At 57.5% G+C, this 18,777-nt stretch carries 15 protein-coding genes and 2 pseudogenes; 9 read left to right on the plus strand and 8 right to left on the minus strand.

All coding sequences use genetic code 11. The features are described from left to right. Positions 1 to 248 precede the first annotated feature (248 nt). The 3 genes and pseudogenes from AC1VV3_RS25270 to AC1VV3_RS25280 all read left to right on the plus strand — a co-directional run. Positions 249 to 560: pseudogene (locus tag AC1VV3_RS25270) on the plus strand (transposase); the annotation flags it as partial. Between the two features lie 78 nt (positions 561 to 638). Then, complete coding sequence (locus tag AC1VV3_RS25275) at positions 639 to 1,802, plus strand: IS110 family RNA-guided transposase (RefSeq protein WP_465128521.1); 1,164 nt, start codon at positions 639 to 641, stop codon at positions 1,800 to 1,802. A 293-nt stretch (positions 1,803 to 2,095) separates the two neighbouring features. Further along, a pseudogene (locus tag AC1VV3_RS25280) lies at positions 2,096 to 2,986 on the plus strand (IS256 family transposase); the annotation flags it as partial. A 1,406-nt stretch (positions 2,987 to 4,392) separates the two neighbouring features. On the opposite strand, the gene AC1VV3_RS25285 reads toward AC1VV3_RS25280, so the two are convergent. Continuing rightward, complete coding sequence (locus tag AC1VV3_RS25285; protein ID WP_465128862.1) at positions 4,393 to 4,965, minus strand: opacity protein; 573 nt, start codon at positions 4,963 to 4,965, stop codon at positions 4,393 to 4,395. Between the two features lie 762 nt (positions 4,966 to 5,727). Next, entirely contained in the window at positions 5,728 to 5,940 is a 213-nt protein-coding gene (locus AC1VV3_RS25290; RefSeq protein WP_482963228.1) for a hypothetical protein, read from the minus strand. A gap of 409 nt (positions 5,941 to 6,349) precedes the next feature. Between AC1VV3_RS25290 and sciP the strand changes: the two genes are divergently transcribed. The 3 genes from sciP to AC1VV3_RS25305 all read left to right on the plus strand — a co-directional run bounded on the left by sciP (position 6,350) and on the right by AC1VV3_RS25305 (position 9,096). Then, complete coding sequence (gene sciP, locus AC1VV3_RS25295; protein ID WP_132270138.1) at positions 6,350 to 6,658, plus strand: CtrA inhibitor SciP; 309 nt, start codon at positions 6,350 to 6,352, stop codon at positions 6,656 to 6,658. 727 nt (positions 6,659 to 7,385) lie between these two features. Continuing rightward, on the plus strand, positions 7,386 to 7,568 hold the full coding sequence (locus AC1VV3_RS25300; protein ID WP_482963229.1) for a hypothetical protein: 183 nt from the start codon (positions 7,386 to 7,388) through the stop codon (positions 7,566 to 7,568). Between the two features lie 1,159 nt (positions 7,569 to 8,727). Continuing rightward, the gene (locus AC1VV3_RS25305; RefSeq protein WP_132270128.1) at positions 8,728 to 9,096 is read left to right on the plus strand and encodes a hypothetical protein; all 369 of its coding nucleotides are present in this window, start codon (positions 8,728 to 8,730) and stop codon (positions 9,094 to 9,096) included. Between the two features lie 255 nt (positions 9,097 to 9,351). On the opposite strand, the gene AC1VV3_RS25310 is transcribed toward AC1VV3_RS25305, so the two are convergent. From AC1VV3_RS25310 to AC1VV3_RS25320, 3 genes are all read right to left on the minus strand, one after another. After that, entirely contained in the window at positions 9,352 to 9,687 is a 336-nt protein-coding gene (locus AC1VV3_RS25310) for a hypothetical protein (RefSeq protein ID WP_482963230.1), read from the minus strand. A 229-nt stretch (positions 9,688 to 9,916) separates the two neighbouring features. Then, on the minus strand, positions 9,917 to 10,126 hold the full coding sequence (locus AC1VV3_RS25315) for a hypothetical protein (protein ID WP_465128519.1): 210 nt from the start codon (positions 10,124 to 10,126) through the stop codon (positions 9,917 to 9,919). A 667-nt stretch (positions 10,127 to 10,793) separates the two neighbouring features. Continuing rightward, positions 10,794 to 10,979 (minus strand): DUF6771 family protein, encoded by a 186-nt coding sequence (locus AC1VV3_RS25320; protein ID WP_132270126.1) that lies wholly within the window; start codon positions 10,977 to 10,979, stop codon positions 10,794 to 10,796. Between the two features lie 519 nt (positions 10,980 to 11,498). Between AC1VV3_RS25320 and AC1VV3_RS25325 the strand changes: the two genes are divergently transcribed. After that, positions 11,499 to 12,077, plus strand: a complete 579-nt coding sequence (locus AC1VV3_RS25325; protein ID WP_465128861.1) for a PAS domain-containing protein — start codon at positions 11,499 to 11,501, stop codon at positions 12,075 to 12,077. Between the two features lie 101 nt (positions 12,078 to 12,178). Here AC1VV3_RS25325 and ispH read toward each other — a convergent pair whose 3' ends face one another. Further along, positions 12,179 to 14,050, minus strand: coding sequence for a 4-hydroxy-3-methylbut-2-enyl diphosphate reductase (ispH, locus tag AC1VV3_RS25330; protein ID WP_482963231.1), 1,872 nt, complete (start codon positions 14,048 to 14,050; stop codon positions 12,179 to 12,181). A 132-nt stretch (positions 14,051 to 14,182) separates the two neighbouring features. On the opposite strand from ispH, the gene AC1VV3_RS25335 reads away from it, so the two are divergent. Continuing rightward, positions 14,183 to 15,655, plus strand: a complete 1,473-nt coding sequence (locus AC1VV3_RS25335; protein WP_482963232.1) for a phytoene desaturase — start codon at positions 14,183 to 14,185, stop codon at positions 15,653 to 15,655. Positions 15,656 to 15,937: 282 nt separating this feature from the next. Next, positions 15,938 to 16,336, plus strand: coding sequence for a hydroxyisourate hydrolase (uraH, locus tag AC1VV3_RS25340; RefSeq protein ID WP_132270120.1), 399 nt, complete (start codon positions 15,938 to 15,940; stop codon positions 16,334 to 16,336). Positions 16,337 to 16,705: 369 nt separating this feature from the next. Here the strand turns inward: uraH and AC1VV3_RS25345 are convergent, their stop codons facing one another. Continuing rightward, positions 16,706 to 16,882, minus strand: coding sequence for a hypothetical protein (locus AC1VV3_RS25345; RefSeq protein ID WP_165921562.1), 177 nt, complete (start codon positions 16,880 to 16,882; stop codon positions 16,706 to 16,708). A gap of 699 nt (positions 16,883 to 17,581) precedes the next feature. Next, positions 17,582 to 18,304 (minus strand): YegP family protein, encoded by a 723-nt coding sequence (locus AC1VV3_RS25350; protein WP_482963233.1) that lies wholly within the window; start codon positions 18,302 to 18,304, stop codon positions 17,582 to 17,584. Between the last annotated feature and the right edge of the window lie 473 nt (positions 18,305 to 18,777).

Genomic DNA, 18,777 nt, shown 5'->3' on the forward strand with positions numbered 1-18,777 from the left:
GACGGCCCTGGGGCCGGAACAAATCTCGAAGCGCTTCCTGGTCTGCCGGTTTCCATGACCATGGAGCAGGTCCGGCCATGTGATGGATCGGTGGTAACCTGACCCCGTTTAACCGGGTCGAGAACTTACACCCGTGGGGCCCGCGTGGATCGTGTCCCAGGACGTGGTGTAGGTGAAGGCTGAGGTGGTCACCGTGATTTTCGGGTAGGTTTGGGTTGTGAAGCTCAAACCTGACGGAAGGAATCACGATGACCGATCCGATGATGCACTTGCGTTCGCTGGTAGAGAAGGCCCCTGATGCAGATATTCTGCGCGAGATGATTTCGTTTGCCGCCGAGCGGCTGATGGAGATGGAAGTCGGCAACCTGACCGGAGCCGGCCACGGCGAGAAATCTGCGGCGAGGCTGGTCCAGCGCAACGGCTACCGCGAGCGCGACTGGCAGACGCGAGCGGGGACGGTCGAACTACGCATCCCCAAGCTCAGGAAGGGAAGCTACTTCCCCGGCTTCCTCGAACCCCGTCGCATGGCCGAGCGGGCGCTGACCGCAGTGATCCAGGAAGATCCCATGGCGAGAGGTGGATAGCGGCTGGCGCTCTGGCAGAGTGCGGTTGCTGACCCTAACTCCGTGGAGGCAACCATGCTTGCAGCTACAACTGATCGACCCCATGCGCCGGCCGCTATCCGTATTGATCTTGGCGCCATCTTCGTTTCGATGGAACTGAGTAAATCGACGTGGCTAATCACGTCGCTGTCACCAGGTGCTAGCGAGCGGATGTCGAAACATGTCGTGCGCGCTGGCGACATCGCCGGCCTGATGGACCGGTTCACGCAGCTTCGCACGAAGGCGGCCCAGAGGACTGGCCAGGATTTTGGCGTAATCGTCATCCAAGAGGCCGGTCTCGACGGATTCTGGATTCACCGCGTACTCGAACGGGAGGGCATCGAAAGCCATGTCGTCGATCCCGCATCAATCGCGACGTCACGGCGACGGCGGAGAGCGAAGACCGACAAGATCGACGGCGAAGCGCTGGTGCGCGCCTTGCTCGCGTATAAGAGAGGCGAACCACGGGTGTGCGCGATGGTTCGGCCGCCGAGTGTGGAAGAGGAGGACCGGCGCCGCGTCTGTCGTGAGCGCAAGGTTCTGATCAACGAGCGCACCTGCCACGTCAATCGGATCAAAGGTCTGCTCTTTACGCAAGGCATCACGGGTTACGAGCCGATGCGTCGCGATCGACGCGATCGGCTCAAGGATATGCAAACGGGCGATGGCCGGCCCCTCGCTCGGCATGTCGAAGGGCAGATTCACCGCGAACTCGATCGCCTCGAGCTGATCATGCAACAGATCAAAGCCGTCGAGGTGGAACGCGATGCTTTGATCAAAGAGGAAGCAACCGACACTCCGGTCACGATGCTCATGCACGTCAAGGGCATCGGACCGGAGTTCGCCGCCGTTCTGTGTTCGGAAGGTCTATTCCGGCATTTTGACAATCGACGACAGCTTGCTGCCTATGCTGGCTTGGCGCCCACACCATGGCAGAGCGGATCAATCCGACGCGAGCAGGGCGTCTCCAAGACCGGGAATGCTCGGCTGCGATCGACCATGGTCGAGTTGTCTTGGCTCTGGCTGCGATACCAGCCGGACTCCGCGCTTGCGCGCTGGTTCCATGAACGCGTGCAACACAACGGCGGCCGTCTCAAAAAGCCGACGATTGTAGCACTCGCCCGCAAGCTCCTCGTCGCCTTGTGGAAATATGCGACTGCGGGCGTGGTGATCGAGGGAGCCATAGTGAAGGCCGCCTGACGCAACACCCTACACCAATCCCTGGAGCCTGATCAGCTCCGCGGATCCAGGAAGCGAACCGAGATATAAGTTGGCGTTCACCGCCGCCAGGAAGACTGGTCTCGCTTACCTCAGCCCGTCCCGCCGTAAGCGGGATAATGGTGCAGCCGTTCCGGACGGCGACCGCATGTGAGCTGGATATGGGTCGATTCGTCGGTCCGCGTCATACAACGGGCAAAGCCTGGATCCGATTGCCAAGGAGACGGCCAATGCTGTCACGACATTAAACCTTGACCGACGTCCTCGTCATGTGAGCGTATATCCAGGGCATCTCCACCCGCTCGGTAGATGACCTGGTAAAGGCGCTGGGTATGGATGGGATCTCGAAGAGCCAGGTCAGCCGGCTGTGCGAGGAACTCGACGAGAAGGTCGGTGCCTTCCTCGAGCGCCCAATCGAAGGCGACTGGCCGTACCTATAGATCGACGCCACCTACGTGAAAGTCCGGCAGAACGGGCGTATCGTCTCGGTGGCGGTGATCGTCGCGGTGGGCGTCAACAGCGATGGCCGCCGCGAGGTGCTAGGCATGGATATCGGTCCTTCCGAGGCCGAGCCGTTCTGGACCGCCTTCCTGCGCAAACTGACGCGCCGAGGACTGCGCGGTGTTAAGCTGGTCATCTCCGATGCGCACGAAGGCATTAAGGCGGCGGTCTCCAAACTGCTGTGCGCGACCTGGCAGCGCTGCCGCGTCCACTTCATGCGCAATGCACTCGCCCATGCCGGCAAGAGCGGCAGGCGCGTCGTCTCCGCCTTCATCGCCACCGCCTTCGCCCAGGAAACTCCAGAAGCTGCGAGCCAGCAGTGGCGTTCGATCGCCGACCAAGTGCGGCCCAAACTGCCCAAGCTAGCCACGCTGATGGACGACGCTGAGCCCGATGTGTTGGCCTACATGACATTCCCGCGCGAGCATCGCGCCAAACTACACAGCACAAACCCCATCGAGCGCCTTAATGGCGAAATCAAACGGCGGACCGAGGTCGTTGGGATCTTCCCGAACGAAGCCGCCATCACCCGCCTCGTCGGAGCCATCCTCATGGAACAGTCCGACGAATGGGCCGTCCAGCGCGCGCGGTACATGACGCTTGAAACGATGGCCCCGCTCAGCGACAATCCCATTGTCATGCTGTCGGCAGTACCCGGCTCATGATCGGCTCAGGCTGAGGCCGAAAAGCAAGGTGGTCCAGAAAAGCTACACCACCTCTCGGGACACGACCCCCGCGTGAGATCGCATTGCGAGACAAAGCCCGAGAGAGTGTTACAGATCCGGGCGTCTCGCTTCGGACAATGATCTGTGGGGTGCGCCGCTTGTTACCCGGATTTGTCAGTTCCCTTACGGCAGACAAATGTGGCGGATCAGGCCTATCGCTTTGCTTCCGCTGGTCTATGGCCGATCATTAGCAATCGCGGCGATAGGAACTTGGCAGGCCAGACCGCCGTTCTATAACATAAGTTATTGCTGGACCCGGGTATTCTTGCAGTTTCTGCGTAATGGACCCAGCAACGTCTCAGCCGCTTGTCACCCTGCTTATAAGCGGCTTTTTGCTGGTCATCGCCAGCATATTATCGGACGGTTTATTCTATAGATGGATCCGAATTATCGGCGGACTTGTGGGTTTCGCGATTATCGGAGCGGGCCTCCTTTTCTTTTAGAGCACGCGCTGTCGCTTGATCCATGCCGCTGACTGCCATTATGCCGCGGGATCCGGGAACTCAGGTGATCCTGCTTACCTGCGGATGCCGTGTAGTGATCGGAAGCTGCCCCCGCGACCCTCCAGGAGAGTGGACACAATCGAGCCCTTGTGAATGCGAGATGGGTCGCCTCATGTCGAAAATCGACTATGTACGTCGGGACCGCGCTTGCAATCGGCTGTTCTGTCCCCAGCCTCTAAAAAAATGAACGGGCTCCAATTGTAGAGCCTGAGACCTGGCAAGCTGACGGGGGAGTACCGGGCGGTGTCTTACATCTATAACTGAACTATAGAGTTAGGGGCATGTGCGACTATTGCACCATGGCGCCGTTCTCTCAGGTATCAGCTAACCAAAAAACAGAGGAGCAGGCATCCTATCGAAGGGGTCACCTTGTATCTGAGGCCAGGGGAGATCCAACTGACGAAAACGATAATCAGGATCATGATCCCGAGCGGGCAGGGGTAGACGAACGTTCCCGTTGCGGAGCAGGGTCTCCACTGCGGTGCGGCACAAGTCCAAGATACGAAGGAGGCAAACCTACCCCAAAGATCGCCGGATTTTCGCGGATGCCGTGGAGATAACTGCGCGAGCTGTCTTTCAGGGCCGGACGCTTCTATTTGCGATGAGGGCGCATGCATTAATCTTTGCTGCGGAAGCAGCGAAGCCGATGGTGGACTGGAAGAATAAAGGAGCCGCTGACCGCGATAGGGCATTTCACTCCACACCACATTGTGCGTGGACAGCGATGCTGCGGCCGCAGGTTTAAAATGCCAAGCCCTGCTCCACGCTGAGAAGAGACCTTCTTCGCGGAAACAGGGCGGCATTTCGAAAGACCGAGAAACCCGATCAAACGTTCAATTCAATTTAGAAATGCATGATCACGCCGGCCATAGGGCGAATGCTGTCGAAGTCGTAGGTGTCTACCTCGAGGCGAAGGCGCACACCGCTGTTTCCAGTGACGCCGCCCAAGCCGATGTCCTTGGGGCCAACTTCCACACCTACGCCGTAAATCCAGTCGCTGTGATCTGCATAGGCCCTGCGGCCATTGACCCATTCGTATCCGGCCGACGCGTAGACCATGCCGCTGTCGCCCGCACGGGCGCCAAGGCGGCCCTTCACGCCGTACTCCCAGTCAATGTCGTTGAAGCCCTTCGCAACGTTACCTTCAGCGCCCACGAAGACGGGACCCAAGGGCACGTTGATACCTGCAACACCCTGAACCAGTCCGCCGTTCATTTTGCCCCCACGCGGGGAGCCGAATTCGCTTCGGCGATCGTAGCTATCGTAACCGCCCATCACACCGATATACGGTTCAATACCGAAAGCCGGAGTTCCATCTGGGGCAGTCGCGGTTTCAGACGACGTAGTGGTGTCCTGAGCGTGTGCAATCGCCGGCATGCCTGCAACAAGCGCTACAGCAAAGATGGCTTTCTTAATCATTTGGTTTTGTCCTGTAAAAGAAATATCTATAAAAAATAATACTACAATGGTATAATCTTCAGCGCCGATATCGCCCGTTTCATCAAGATTTATTTACATATCGAATTTGGGCGCTTGTCTGAAGTTCTGTCCATTTCGCGTTCAAAAGTGATTTGCTGGCAGGAGAGTTCCAGCGTCAAAGCGATCATAAAATCTATGTGGCATTCATGTGACACTTGGGTTCGGGGGACGAGCGAAATCAAAAGCATCCGTTTGACGCGTTGGGGCAGGATGAATGATGGGCGATTGGACATCGCGTATTGCGAAATCAGCTTGAGCTTTTGCCGCTACGGCCATCCAAACCATGAACCGCGGGAAGATTGTGTGCAGATGCGTGCAGGGTGCTGTGATTTGCGCGGCAGGTCTTCGCTTTACCAAAAGGATGCCACCGCTTGCTTTGCTGGGGGTGATGCCTTCAGGGTCCTGCGAGAGAATTTGGCAAACTCTGGCGAAGGGCGATATGCGAAAAAGGCAAGATGCCGCCGCCTTAGATCTAGCACACGATTAAGGCGTAACGGCTGAGGGAAGTTCATCGTACAAGGAGATGAACCAAACATCGGCGCGTGTTTTGCCGGCTTGTCCGATGGCAGTCACCACTGCGTATCGTTCAAGGAATTACGCTCGGCCAACGGAGCCGGGCGGCGCGGGTATCGAGAGACAATCCGCCTCCTAGCCTAGCCTTGGCCTGATAAGGTGACGAAGAGGGTAACTTCAGACGGGTCAGTCTCCAATCAGGCCTTTGCGCTGTTGAGCGCCAGTCTTTTCCTTGTTCATCTCGTCGACATGGGAAATGTTGTACCCCACGAATATAGCCACAATCATCGTTACGACTGCGGCCACCACGACCAATCCGGCTTTGCTCTTCCGCTTGGTGCTTGGCTCATCCGGTCCTGTTTGGCTTTGCGGCATCGTCCTATTCCTTTCCTCTGCCACGGCGCACGAACTGCAGCGTGCTGCGTCTTGTTCAATCGTGAAGGCTGTGATCGGCTGATTGTTCCCTGCGACGAGCGTGCCGCCCTGCGATCCTCAAGCATGGAGGAATGCGAACGGGAGAAGTGGCGGCAGCCGAGCCGCCGTGTGCGTTCGGTCAAAGCGAAACTTGATTGTTTGGCGGCAAGAGATCGCTAGCCCATGCTCATGCGCGCAATCGAATGCATAGCCTGCCGTGCGGATGGTACATCTCGACATGCCCGGCTCTTGAAAACCGTTAGGCGCAGGAGGGAGTGAACAACTGGGAAGTGCGGCAATATGGCCAAGACCATCAAATTCATACAATATCTTAACAATGATCAGCTATTGAGCTCGAAAGCGTTTTGACGACCCCGCCTGCTTAGAGATTGAGATGATAATCACCGAATTGAAAAATGGTCGCCCGGAAAGTGTTATCGGACCGTTAGGTGAACCTCTGACCCTTAATACGCTTCCTCCCAAGAATGCCCGTTGGGTTGTCCGCCGGAAAGCGGAAGTCGTAGCTGCAGTCGACGGAGGATTGCTAACTATGCCCGAGGCATGCGAGCGGTACAGTCTTACGATCGAAGAATTCGTGACGTGGCAGCGCAGCGTTGAGCGATCCGGTCTCAGGGGCTTGCTCGTATCTAGGATACAATTCTACCGAGATAAGTACGGCCAATCTCAGCGGCGCCATGGTTAATGGGTGCGTCGCCTAGCAGTGGCGGTTCAAACCGAGCAGCCTCCGATCGAGAGCTCGGCGCCATTGTCTCAAGCGACATCGGAAAGAGCCCCCTTTGCGCCAACGGAAACTGCCCCAATCGCTCCTAAGTATTTTCCTGTTCCAACGGGGCAGCGGACTTTTACAAAAGTCCGCCGTGCCGTTTCTCGCGTAGTCTGTAGAGCGCAGCCGGCCGTGGGTAGCGCGTTCGCAGCTGCCGGAAGACGCTCGCAAGACTTCGAATTGGTTGCCCGTTTGTGATCCGAGGATGACCCCATACTTGGATTTGTGGTACGGATCCGAATGCTTGGCGTTGCTAGGCCCAGACGTTTGTGGAATTGCCCGGACCAAGAGCAATTCAGCGGAATCGGGAACGGCCCACGCGTACGACCAATCGGCGGAGGAGGCCGGCTGGCAGGCCGAACCACACCGGATCAATCTCGCACTTGAACCGGTTGACTTTCTGAAAGGCATCCACCGGCGAAAAATCGAACAAGCCGAGCAAAGCGAGGCGCATTTCCGCAAACAAGCGGCACGCGTTCAATCTCGAGAGGCGTAGGCGCTGGCGGCGCAATCTGCTTTTTTCGGATCAGTAGTTTGGTTCTTGTCGAGACCATTGTTTTGTCTTGGGTGAAAAACTGCCGCGTTTGAGAAGCGGCTTTTTGCGATTTTGCTGATCTCCAGTGATGCGGCGTGGAGGCGCTTATCAGTGAATATGACCTATGGCGAACTTATCGAACATGCGCAGCTGCTGCACCGGCTGGCAATTTTCCGTGGCGGCACTCCCGCAGACCATGTGCTCGTCCGCGACCTAGTGCCTCAGTTGATCGAGGCTGTGCGCCATCTTTCGGAAGAGGGCACCTGCGATGAAAAGCGAAAAACCGCGCGGTAACCGGCGACACAAAAGCGCCGGGATTCACTGAGAACCGGTGGGTACGAAAGACCGGCGGCAGCAGGCAAGAGCCGAACTGCCGCCGGCCAGCGGAACATCTTTTGCATGCTCAGCTCCACCCCCGTGAAGCCGGCAGTCTATCGAAAATGAAGTGTCGTCACAATAAATAACAATAGGTAGTCCTGTGATCGAGACAACTTCCCAAATAGCTTGGCACGATCCCAAGGTCATCGTTGCTCATCATACAGCCAAACGAACACGAAGTAGGCGCTGTCCGGCCAGTCGTCCTCAAGCGGTCATTCACTCGTGGGATTACTCCCGGCTGCGCGGCAGGCCCCCAATTTTGATTCTCGCGTTGTTTTGTTTGCCTTGTACGACCTGCCCAGCCTGGCAAGGCAGGGACAAGCCAGCGTACAGGCAGGCAATAAACGGCAGAGAGCGCGGGGCGGCGGGCAAAAGGACCGCGTCTTTTCAGCGAATCCTTATCTTCTGGGTACGTCGCGCCGATGGCTCAATCTTCCATGGGTTTCGTTTTCCAACCATTTTACTTTCAAACCGGTGGTATGATTGATAGGGGGTCTTTGAGTGCGGCGTATCTTTCAACGCTTTTGCGACCGTTTTTTGGAATCGCCGTACTCACTTTTCCGAAACCCACAAAGATAGACTGCTTGCTTCCGGCAAGGCCAAGGCCTGTGCTTTTAAGCGCTGAGGCGCGGGGTTCTTGTTCCATCCGCTCATTGAGTTCTTCGTGACCGAGCCCTCGTCATTACCTACCGGCTTTAGCTCACGCGAACCGACCCACCTGGTTGGCCGCCATGGCACTGCCATGCTCCATCTTCTGGCTCACCATGTCGTCCTGGAAACGGCGAAGTAGCCTGCCGTTCCAATAGCTCCGCAATGCTCGGTAGAACTTGCGGAGATAAGCCGGCCAGACTCGCAGTTGCCAAAAGATTTGCCCGCGCAGCGTGTGGTTGTTCGACGGAAATTTCGGCGAGCCTGGCAGTGGCAGCTGCAAATCTGCGCGATAAGAAATGTATGAAAGTGAGAGGGGACGCCAGGGGGCGGCAAGTGCTCACGTGCCTGATTCCATAAATTACGCCTCAGAGCCTTATTTCGTTCTGTCCAAGGAACGGGCGAGGCCATGAGATGTTCATCATTCATGAAAACGATGTACCTTACGACCGTCCTCGTGGTGGCGCTGGCCTGCGCTGCATGCGATGGTCCGCAAAAAAAGGCCGGGGCTACAAAAGATGAGCAGGCTGCCAAAGCTGCTGGGCAAGTGTACGAGGGGGATGGCCCGGCTGAGCGCGCCGGAGCGGCGGAAGACCGTATAAATCGCGCGGAGAGCAAGGCCAGGAAATCCCAGGCGGATGCTCTTGAAGATCAGGGCCGCGCTCTGCGGGCCAAGGCGGACGCGGATGCCAAAAAACTAGAGCACCAGGCGGATGAACTCCGGGCTGCCGCAAAGACGCAGGCAGATGCTCTAAAACAGCAGGCGGACAAGCTTAAGTCGGGCGCGCGTCAGTAGCTGCAGCTTTGCTTCAGTGTTACGGTCCTGCCACCTTGCTCAAAGCGACGGGCATAGAGGTCACGCAGCTTGCCCGATCAATGGAACAGTCTCGGCAGCTTGTCGATCGTTTGCCGGCGATTGAGACACGAAGTCATGGGTGGTCGACGATGAAGACCTTGTGAGGGCAAGCTCGGCCAACATGTTGATCGAGCTTGGGTACCGCGTCGTGGATGCGGCATCGGGCGAAGATGCCGTGCGGATGCTGAACGAAGATCAGAGTATCGACTTGCAGGCACGGATCATCTCATGCCAAGCATTACGGGTACCGATCTTGCCGATAGAATAAGGGACGCGCTGTCCCACATCCGCATTCTCGTTATTTCCGGCTACGCCAATAGCATCGGCCTTCCGCCGGACGTTGCGCGGTTGACCAAACCTTTCAAACAAAGCGACCTGGCCTCGAGCCTCGCCCGGCTTTGAATGATCGTTCTGAAGAACCCAGGGCAGCGCAAGGCGACCGGCATCGGTCCATCTGTACTGGATGGATTCAAAATGATTTTCAGGCACAAGAGTGCCAAATTTGCGCAGCACCGAGTTTTCAAGCGCCAAAGTGGCGTCCGCAGGTTTCCCCTAATCATTGCTTGAAGAGCCCGCGATCAGGGAACCCGGCCTTGCTACCCGGCTTTACGTTCCTGATCGCACCGGTCAGACAGGACACGATTTTGCCGCCCGCGAAGATCGAAAAGGTTCACGTTTGTCTCTGCATTGGCGGTGCGGCGTGAGCGCAAAAAGAGCCGCCGCCTCGCTGAATGCCGGCAAATACGAGGACGTGCTGGTCTCAAACGCCCGGCCAGACGAACTGAACCCTTGTCTCGCATTCTATTAGCTTGAGCGTTGCAGCGGTAATCGCGGAAAGGACGAAGCTGTGAAAATGTTGTCGTACCTTCTCTTTGCCGCCGCCACCTTCGTGGCAGGCTGCGCAGTCTTGGGTTACGGTTTTCTGACCAGTCTTGCGTGCGGCTACGCGCCGAGCGCCGATGGTTGCCATGGCTACCCCTGGCAGCTTAATAGCGACGATCAGCTATGGCTGGTAAAAATTCCGGCTATTCTTATCATTTGTCTCGTTGCCGGCGGTGTCATTGCTCGGCGCCAAGCTCGGCGCGGCGCCGACAACGACCGATAGGCGCCGGATACCGTGGCAGCCGGCCTGGCGAATTTGAAATTTCCTGTTGACCTGCGGCCTGCAGGCGTCGCCGCCGATCTTTGTTAAGCGTGAGGGCATCGCGGCAGCCTCGCTTCGAGCAGGATTTCGCGTGGAGGCTATAGCCGGGCAACTGTCCGCTATTGTTCTCTCGAACAAAGCATCGTCGGTTTCATTTTGTGGGTCATGATAATGTCCCAGGGACCAAGGCAATTTCAGCCAGTTTAAAACCTATTGGCTAGCTGGGAGATCGCCGCCGTGGGTTCGGCGCTTAGGTTCATAGCCGCGCTGCCGTTCTGGGCGGTAGCGGTCTTGCTGTCCATCCCGTACTGCGTGTGCATGTACACGACGGCTTTCATTCACAAGGAACAATGATCATGCCTTGGCTTTTTCGCCCAGGGCTTCCTCGGACGAAAGGCCGCCCGCGAGCCGCTTTGTAGGCCGAATTGATAGCTGGCGGTGAACAGGCATGGTAAGCGGACCCGCTGTCGCTCCAGCGAGAAAGCGTATTTGCCTACTCGGCTGCGCGGTTCGCTTCGGCATCCGAAGCACGGTCTTCCAGGGCTCTGGCGATCATCGCGGCAAGCGTTTCTTCAGCGCGAATACGAATTGCAGGGTCTTTCGCCTCGAGATCGTGACGGATCCATTGGGGTGTCCGTTCCAAGACCTGCGAAATGATCAATGTTATATCGTTGTCCATGCCGCGCCTATGGCGAAGTCAGAATCGCATGTCCAGATTTGGTGCTTTTTCGGGCGGCGCCCGGCGGCCAGCCTGGTCCAATAAATCTCGGCTTTTGTTGCCGCAGCTCCCAGCGCCAGGACCGGCAAGTGGAGACGTCTCGCATTTTTTTCAAGGCCTGCAGGGATATCCGCGAGCCAACGGGAGGGCCTCGAAGCAAGACGGTTCGCATCCATGCCCACGATCGCGTCCGCAAGAAGAGGGCCGGCGCGGCGGGCGAATTGGCAAAAGTTAACCTGGATCGAGGTCCGCCAGAAACCGGCTGGCTTGTTCGATGGTGGCGGCTTGGTCTTCAACAGTCTGGCGGTCCCATGTCGCGCAAGGCATTGCGAGGCGATGATTGTTTCGCAGCTTTTCGCGATGGCGTAGGGACAAGGATCTTCCTAGGAAATCCGAGGGAAACTGCAGGTCTTCTTCTAGGTTTCCCTGATGCCCATTGCGATATGGCCTAATGTGAAGCGAAAGATGTTGCCCGAGGCTATGGATCCGAATTTTCTTATATCGAACAGCCGGGTGGCGGCAGTGGTCAGTGATCCCCGCCTGACGGACAATCCGATCGTGGCTTGCAATGCGGCTTTCCTGGATTTGACGGGCTATGGCCGCCAGGAGGTTGTGGGCCGCAACTGCCGCTTTTTGAGGGGCGCTGGCACCGAGGCTGAACAAACCCAGCGCTTGCGTGATGCGATAGCGGCCCACCGCCCGGTAATGGTCGAACTCACGAACTATCGGAAGGATGGGTCTGCCTTCTGCAATGCGGTCATGGTTGCGCCGCTATTCGATGCATCGGGAAATTTGCAGTACTTCCTGGGCTCTCAGATGGCCATCGACGGTACAAGTGGCAGCCGATTGGAGCGAGCGCGGGACCTGATGGAAAGCTTGTCGCCTCGCCAGCGGCAGATCTTGGAAGCTTTGGCGCGAGGCCAACTCAACAAGCAGATAGCGTTTGATCTGCAATTGACGGAGCGTACAATCAAGATGCACCGCGCCGCCATGTTGCGAGCGCTAGACGTTCGCACTGCCGCCGAAGCTATCCGCATCGCTGTGGAGGCAGGCTGCTAGAGCATCTTCCCGTCCGGTAAAATTACCTGCCGGCTCGAAAAAATTGCGATCAATCGGAACGCTTGAGCAGGGGATCCCCCGCAATCGGATAGTTAAGTGAGCTAGTGATCGCGCCGCGCGGCAAATCGGGCAATTTCAAGAAGCGGCGCTGCCGCGGGGCCAAATGGAGCCAAAGCCTCCGCGCATTGTGTTAGCAACCGTTCGGCTTCGCAGGCGGCCCCCTCCAAACCCATTACCGACATGGCATTTTGCCGTCCCCTTGCCGCATCCTTGTGCAAGGCCTTTCCGGCAACAGCAGGTTCGCCGGTCTCATCGAGAATATCGTCCTGCAACTGGAACAAAACTCCCAGGTTTTGCGCGAATGAGTCGAGGCGTCGACGCTCCTCCTCCCCGCAGCCCGCCAGAGCCGTTCCTGCCTCTACTGCAAACCGAAAGAGGGCGCCGGTCTTGCGGGACTGGCACTCGGTAAGCTGCTTCCGGCTGATCGTCCCGCCAGGATAGAGATCCATCATCTGGCCTCCGGCTAGGCCATCCTGCCCGATGGCGCGGCTGAGTGAGAGGACCAGACCGGCGCGCACGGCGCCATCTTCGTGCGTTCTTGGATCGGCCAATGTCTCGAAGGCAAGCGCAAGCAGGGCATCGCCGGCCAGAACGGCGGTAGCCTCGTCGAAGCGGCGGTGCAGGGTCGGCCGTCCTCTTCGAAAATCGTCGTCGTCCATGCAGGGAAGATCGTCGTGAACCAGTGACTGCGCATGGACGCATTCGATAGCGGCACCGGCGCGCAGTGCCTGCTCGCGCGATCCGCCTAGCATTTGCGTAACCGTCAGAATGAGCATGGCTCGAAAACGCTTGCCGCCTCCCATCGCCGCCAGCCGCATGGCCTCAGCGAGCCTGGGGCTGCGCCCGGGAGCGCGGCCTATCGCATCCTCGAGGACCGCGTCGATTTGCTTTCGCGCCGCGGCGAATGCGCCAGCGAAAGATTTGGTCACGTCCGTCTCCAGCGAAGCCAGGGAGACAGGCTTGAAGCGTATATGCTCCTCAACGCCGGGCGTTTCCACCAGCGAGAAGCCCTTTGCCTCAAGCCAACTGCAGACCTGCGTGATGGCCTCCTCAGGCGCCGAAGCGGCCGCGCTCAGCCCCACCACAGTAGCAGCATCGATCATCTGACCGGTGAGATCGGCTGCGTCTTCGATTAGATAGGATTGTTTTGCGCCAGCCCCTCTGGCTGTCTCGGTAAGACGCCGGGCATTCGAAGAGGTCCGGTCTCCCACGATGAGCATGATATCGCAGCGCGATGCGATTTGCACGACGGCGGCTTGCCGGTTGGTCGTGGCATAGCAAATGTCGCTCGACCGCGGGCCTTGGCAGTCGGCAAAGCGCAGTTTGATGGCACCGACAATTTCCGCGGCATCCGAGACCGAGAAGGTAGTCTGGATAGCGTAAGCGATTGCAGTATCCTTCTCCAGCAACAAGGCTTCGACTTCCTGCGGTGTCGCCACGACCGATATCGACCCTGCCGGCACTTGCCCCAAGGTTCCGGTTATTTCAGGATGTCCAAGATGGCCGACAAGAACGATATGCCGTCCCAGGCGGTGCCAGAGCGCTACTTCGGAATGGATTTTGGCGACCAGCGGACAAACAGCATCGACAACGCGCAGCCTGCGCCTTTGCGCTTCATCCTTGACGCCCTGAGCACTGCCGTGCGCGGAAAGGACAGTCACCGCACCTTCCGGGATGGCGCTGATGCCCTGCACGAAGATGGCGCCCCTTCGCTCCAGTCGCTCCACGACCTGCCGGTTGTGAACGATGGCGCGGCGAACGTAAACAGGCGGTCCGTATGTTGCGATTGCATCTTCTACAGCTGCGATCGCTCGCCTAACGCCCGCGCAGAAGCCGCGGGGATTTGCAAGCAGCACGGTACGCGGAGCGCCGGCGAGGCCTTTCGAGATCTCGTCGTGCTGGTCAGCTGGCATTTTTCGATCCTATCACAATTTATGATCCCTGCTTTTTCAAAGTGTTTCCACCCTCCCTTTTGGACAGGTTGCCGAATGCATGCAGCTGCGTAGCGCTGCCTGGCAATCGAAAAGAATACGGCGGATTCATTAATGCCTGCTGCGACTTCAGCTATTGTCATAGGATCCGGTTTCGGCGGCTTGGCGCTGGCGATCCGGCTTCAGAGTGCCGGCATCGCAACCACAATCGTGGAAGCGCGGGACCGGCCAGGGGGCAGGGCTTACTGCTGGAAACAGGATGGGTACACCTTCGATGCAGGCCCCACTGTCATAACCGATCCGTCGTGCCTGGCCGAATTATGGGCGTTGTCGGGCCGCTCAATGAGCGATGACGTGGTCCTGCGGCCCGTCGACCCGTTCTACCGGTTGATCTGGAACGATGGGACCTGCTTCGACTATTCCAGCGATCAAGCTGCTCTAGATGCCGAAATAGCCAAGCTGAATCCCAATGACGTTGCAGGATACCAGCACTTTCTTGCCTATTCGCGCGCCGTTTACGACGAAGCTTACGTAAAGCTTGGAACGGTCCCGTTCCTGAGTTTCAAGAGCATGATTGAGGCAGCCCCCGCACTTGCCCGTTATCAGGCGTGGCGTTCGGTATATTCGGCAGTTTCCAGCTTGGTTCATGACGAAAAGCTGCGCCAGGCCCTTTCGTTTCATACCCTTCTCGTCGGCGGCAATCCCATGACGACAAGCAGCGTTTATGCCCTCATCCATCACCTGGAAAAGCTGGGGGGCGTCTGGTGCGCGCAGGGAGGTACCAATGCGCTTATCGACGCGCTCGCAGTGCTCTTTGAAAAGCTAGGGGGGAGGCTGGTGCTGAACGAGAAGGTGGACACCATCACGCATTCGGGCGGCCGCGTCACCGGTGTAGTTACCAAGTCCGGGCGCTGCTTCGAAGCAGACCAGATCGCCAGCAACGGCGATGTGGTGGGCACTTACGCATTGATCGCAGATTCCAGCTACGCCGCTCGCCGGGTGAAATCCCTCAAGCGCAAGCGTTTTTCGCCGAGCCTCTTTGTCGTCCACCTGGGGCTAAAAGGAACGTTTCCCCACATTGCGCACCATTCGATCCTGTTCTCGGATCGCTACGGCCCCTTGCTGAAGGACATTTACTGCCAGGGCAAAGTTCCGCAGGACCCATCGATCTATCTGCACAATCCGGGGGCCAGTGACGAAAGTCTTGCTCCTGCCGGCAAATCCGCGCTGTACGCGCTTGCGCCGGTGCCGCATCTGGGATCCGCGCCAATCGACTGGAGTCTTGAAGGAGACGAGTACCGCCGTATCATCATCGATCGCTTGCGGGCCACTCTCATTCCCGACATCGATCAGCGGATTGAGCTCTGCTTCCATTATACCCCCTGCGACTTCCGCGATGACTTGGGAGCGCATATGGGAAGTGCTTTCAGCTTGGAACCGATCCTGACCCAAAGCGCCTGGTTTCGCGGTCACAACCGGGACGATCACTTTCCCAACCTCTATCTGGTGGGAGCTGGCACCCACCCCGGTGCCGGCATTCCAGGGGTCGTGGGAAGCGCTAAGGCCACGGCCTCCTTGATGGTGTAAGTTTTTGCCAAGACATATTTGACACAGGGGCTGCCCTGCAGACGGCGAACATCGAATAGCTTGAAGCAGTCTGAGTAGCTCCATACTGCAGAAACAATGGGCGAGGATGGGCACGCAGGAAGTTTTGGGACACAGGAACAGCGGATACCGCGCCGCCGATAGGCCAGGATGGGCTTTGTCAGCGCCGCTGGAAGATGACGTGCATGATAGTGACAGCTGACCGCGAACCGCTTTCGAGCTTGATGCGCCAGTGCCTGCTGAGAACAAAAAGGATCGCGAATAATGAAAGCCCTATTTTCAGTCCTGATCATGGGAGCAGCACTGACACCATTGCCGGGGCTCGCCGCCGAAATTTCGACGCACATTCTGGACTTGACCCGCGGGGCAGGGGGCGCGGATGTACCAGTCGTGCTCTATCGCTCCGATCGGCAGGGGACATGGGTCGAAGCTTGTAAGGCAAAAACGGACAGCGATGGCAGGGTGCGTTCCTTTGGCGACAAAGAGCAGTTCGCACCGGGCGTCTACAAGCTCCAGTTCGATATGCGGGGCTATAGGACCGCAGGCGCAGAGCCGTTCTTTCCGGAAATCGACGTCGTGTTTCGCGTTACGGATGCAGCCGCCCACTATCATGTGCCAGTGGCGGTGAGCCCTTATGGGTATTCGACCTACCGGGGGAACTGACCGTTCCTAGAAGCGGCTCTAACATTAGGGCGCTGTTCCGAGAATAAAGCGCGCCGATGCTGAGCTGCCGCCAGTGCCTACGAAACCGGGCCTGTTGGCCATAGTCAGCGGTGCACGGCGAAGAGCCCGGTTCCATTCCCAGAAACCAGGTTGGGCGAGAGTTCGAGGCCGCAGCCCTCTTCCGTCCGCCGCACAGGCAGTGCGTTTGAGCGGCCGCACGATTGTTTGTCGCAGAAGCGGCCTTACCAGACGCCCGTGCGGCCTGATGCCCCCCTATCTGTCGGTGCCGCTAAAAACGGAAAAGGATCATGCCGCTTGCGGCATGATCCTTTTCTATAGAAGAAACCTCCGCCGAAGCGGAGATTGTCTTTAATTTCCAGTGCCGGGCTGCGAGCCCTTGGGAGCCTTGCCGTCCTCGATGCGCCCTTCGTTGCGAAGATCGCGGCCTTCCTGCGCCTTCTTCTGGCTCTCAGGGGACTTGCCATGCTCGTTGAGCTCTTCCTTGACGTAACCGGCGGCTTCTTTTGCCTTGCCTTCGATGCTCATGATCCTCTCCTTTGCTGATTTGATGATACGGTTCTATCCTTGAATATCGCACCAGCCTCAACAACGGTTCCCGTAAAGCTATGATCCGGGCACCGGAACCGATTTGAAATGCGCAGTTCGAGGCAAGCCTCTGCCCGGAATATTGCGTGGAAGGCCGAACGATCAAGGGGTTAAACGGAGCGCGCAAGTCAATAGACGGCGAGCGCAGGGTAGACCCTTCTGCAGTTCCCTGATGTTTCTATCGGACCCAATCCTCCGGCAGATTTCATGCAGGAAGGTTTCGAAGAGCCGGCAATTGCATGGCCCTGTGCCTGAACATTTGCCCTACGGCCGTGCCATTCCGCCCCGCTTCCCCGGCCCCTTCGGTTTCTCTGCCAAACAGGCGCAAAATTGCCGATGATCAGCTCATTGACTTCTTCGCCTCGCTCGAGATCGTCCTCGTCGTCTAAATGTCCCTGATCTCGAATGCCGAGAAGATCTCGCGCACCGCCAACGTATTTGAATCGAGAGAAGGAAGTTACCGCGCGCGCCGGCCAAGATCGCCGCCAGGCGCTCGAAGTCACCTCTATCGAACGCGCCGGCGCCGTAGCCGGTCGGCCACCCTCAGTGGCCGGATCGAGTTAGAACAGTATGCCCGCCCAGCCAAAGCGTTCGATGACCAAGAGCAGATGCTGCAGATGTTAACTAATATTCGAGAAATCAGTCGATGAAGATATTGGCGTTTTGACTGTTCTCTTTTAGAAATTTCACTGCTGTTAGACACTCTGTTTCAGTCCGAAAGCCAGACCCTTGGGCTATCAATACGCCGTTACTCGCCCGGAGGTTCCATCGCCAATCACCCCCAGCGAGCCGGGTAGAAGTTAGCATGACGCGTTCAGCTCGGAAAATACTGAAACAGGCCTTTCTTGGGGGCGTCAAAGAAAGAGTGAAGGAGCCGCCCTCATTCTCCCACCGCTCCCACTGATTGCCATCCGAAGGTATTTGTAGCGCGCCGTGATTGTTCAAGCGGGCGACGTTATGTGACTTCGAAGCTGAGACGACGTCAGGTACGGACATACGTCGCGCCGCATGACGCTGTTCGATACTACGGAGGAAATGTTCGCAGTAGTGGCCTGTTGTTACGTGATCTTGCTCGTAAGTTCCAAGATCATGTCCATTTCCGAAGCGAGCGTTTAATCGCTCGAAGATTGCAGGGTCATCGTCAGCCAAGTCGCAGATAAGCGCTTGTAGGATTCGTTCATGAGCAAGTACGCGACGCTCCAGTGTGGTTTCTTCACTTGGCTGGGCATTAGCGCCGCAAACAGGCGATTTCACTAACTCAGCGTCCTTCTCTCGGGGAGCGCGTACGAATTGCTCAGCCTCATCGCTTGCCGAAAAAAAAGCTGAAAAGGGGCTGCTTTGGTTTCTAGATTTGCTGGTCATTGGAGTCACCGCTTGAGCGGGAGCACTCAACTCTCGGTCGCCTCTTGCTCAAAAAAGGAAATGGCGATGTTTCGGATATGGGGGTTTTGGAACGATTTTCAAGATGAGTCGTAAATACTAGGCCGCTAAAAAAAAGAATATATAAATCATTATCCAGTAATTTTATTCATGACAAAATTTCAACATTTTAACATCATACTGTTCGATGTAAGTTCAAAATGTTGTGCTTTTCGCAAAGGTGGAGATCTAGCATTACGGCTGCGGCGCGCCATCGCCAACCCCCTGGCTGGTGCTTAGCTTATGCGGCTGGCGACATAAGTCTCCCCCAACGGGTAAAGGGTTTATGGACCGCTTTCCATTAGGGCGAATCTGCGGATTCATTTCCAGCGCGGTGCTGCCCACAGGGACATGTGCGTAACATGCTCCCTCGACGGCGGTTTCGACGGCAACGCTCGGTACCGCGACCCGAGAGA

It is taken from the genome of Novosphingobium sp. BL-S-34 (assembly GCF_056857015.1).

Coding starts and splice junctions, on each gene's coding strand:
- AC1VV3_RS25275 (WP_465128521.1), top strand. CDS start 639: ATGCTTGCAGCTACAACTGATCGACCCCATGCGCCGGCCGCTATCCGT.
- sciP (WP_132270138.1), top strand. CDS start 6,350: ATGATAATCACCGAATTGAAAAATGGTCGCCCGGAAAGTGTTATCGGA.
- AC1VV3_RS25305 (WP_132270128.1), top strand. CDS start 8,728: ATGAAAACGATGTACCTTACGACCGTCCTCGTGGTGGCGCTGGCCTGC.
- AC1VV3_RS25315 (WP_465128519.1), bottom strand. CDS start 10,126: ATGGCAACCATCGGCGCTCGGCGCGTAGCCGCACGCAAGACTGGTCAG.
- AC1VV3_RS25320 (WP_132270126.1), bottom strand. CDS start 10,979: ATGGACAACGATATAACATTGATCATTTCGCAGGTCTTGGAACGGACA.
- AC1VV3_RS25325 (WP_465128861.1), top strand. CDS start 11,499: ATGGATCCGAATTTTCTTATATCGAACAGCCGGGTGGCGGCAGTGGTC.
- ispH (WP_482963231.1), bottom strand. CDS start 14,050: ATGCCAGCTGACCAGCACGACGAGATCTCGAAAGGCCTCGCCGGCGCT.
- AC1VV3_RS25335 (WP_482963232.1), top strand. CDS start 14,183: ATGCCTGCTGCGACTTCAGCTATTGTCATAGGATCCGGTTTCGGCGGC.
- uraH (WP_132270120.1), top strand. CDS start 15,938: ATGAAAGCCCTATTTTCAGTCCTGATCATGGGAGCAGCACTGACACCA.
- AC1VV3_RS25345 (WP_165921562.1), bottom strand. CDS start 16,882: ATGAGCATCGAAGGCAAGGCAAAAGAAGCCGCCGGTTACGTCAAGGAA.
- AC1VV3_RS25350 (WP_482963233.1), bottom strand. CDS start 18,304: ATGACCAGCAAATCTAGAAACCAAAGCAGCCCCTTTTCAGCTTTTTTT.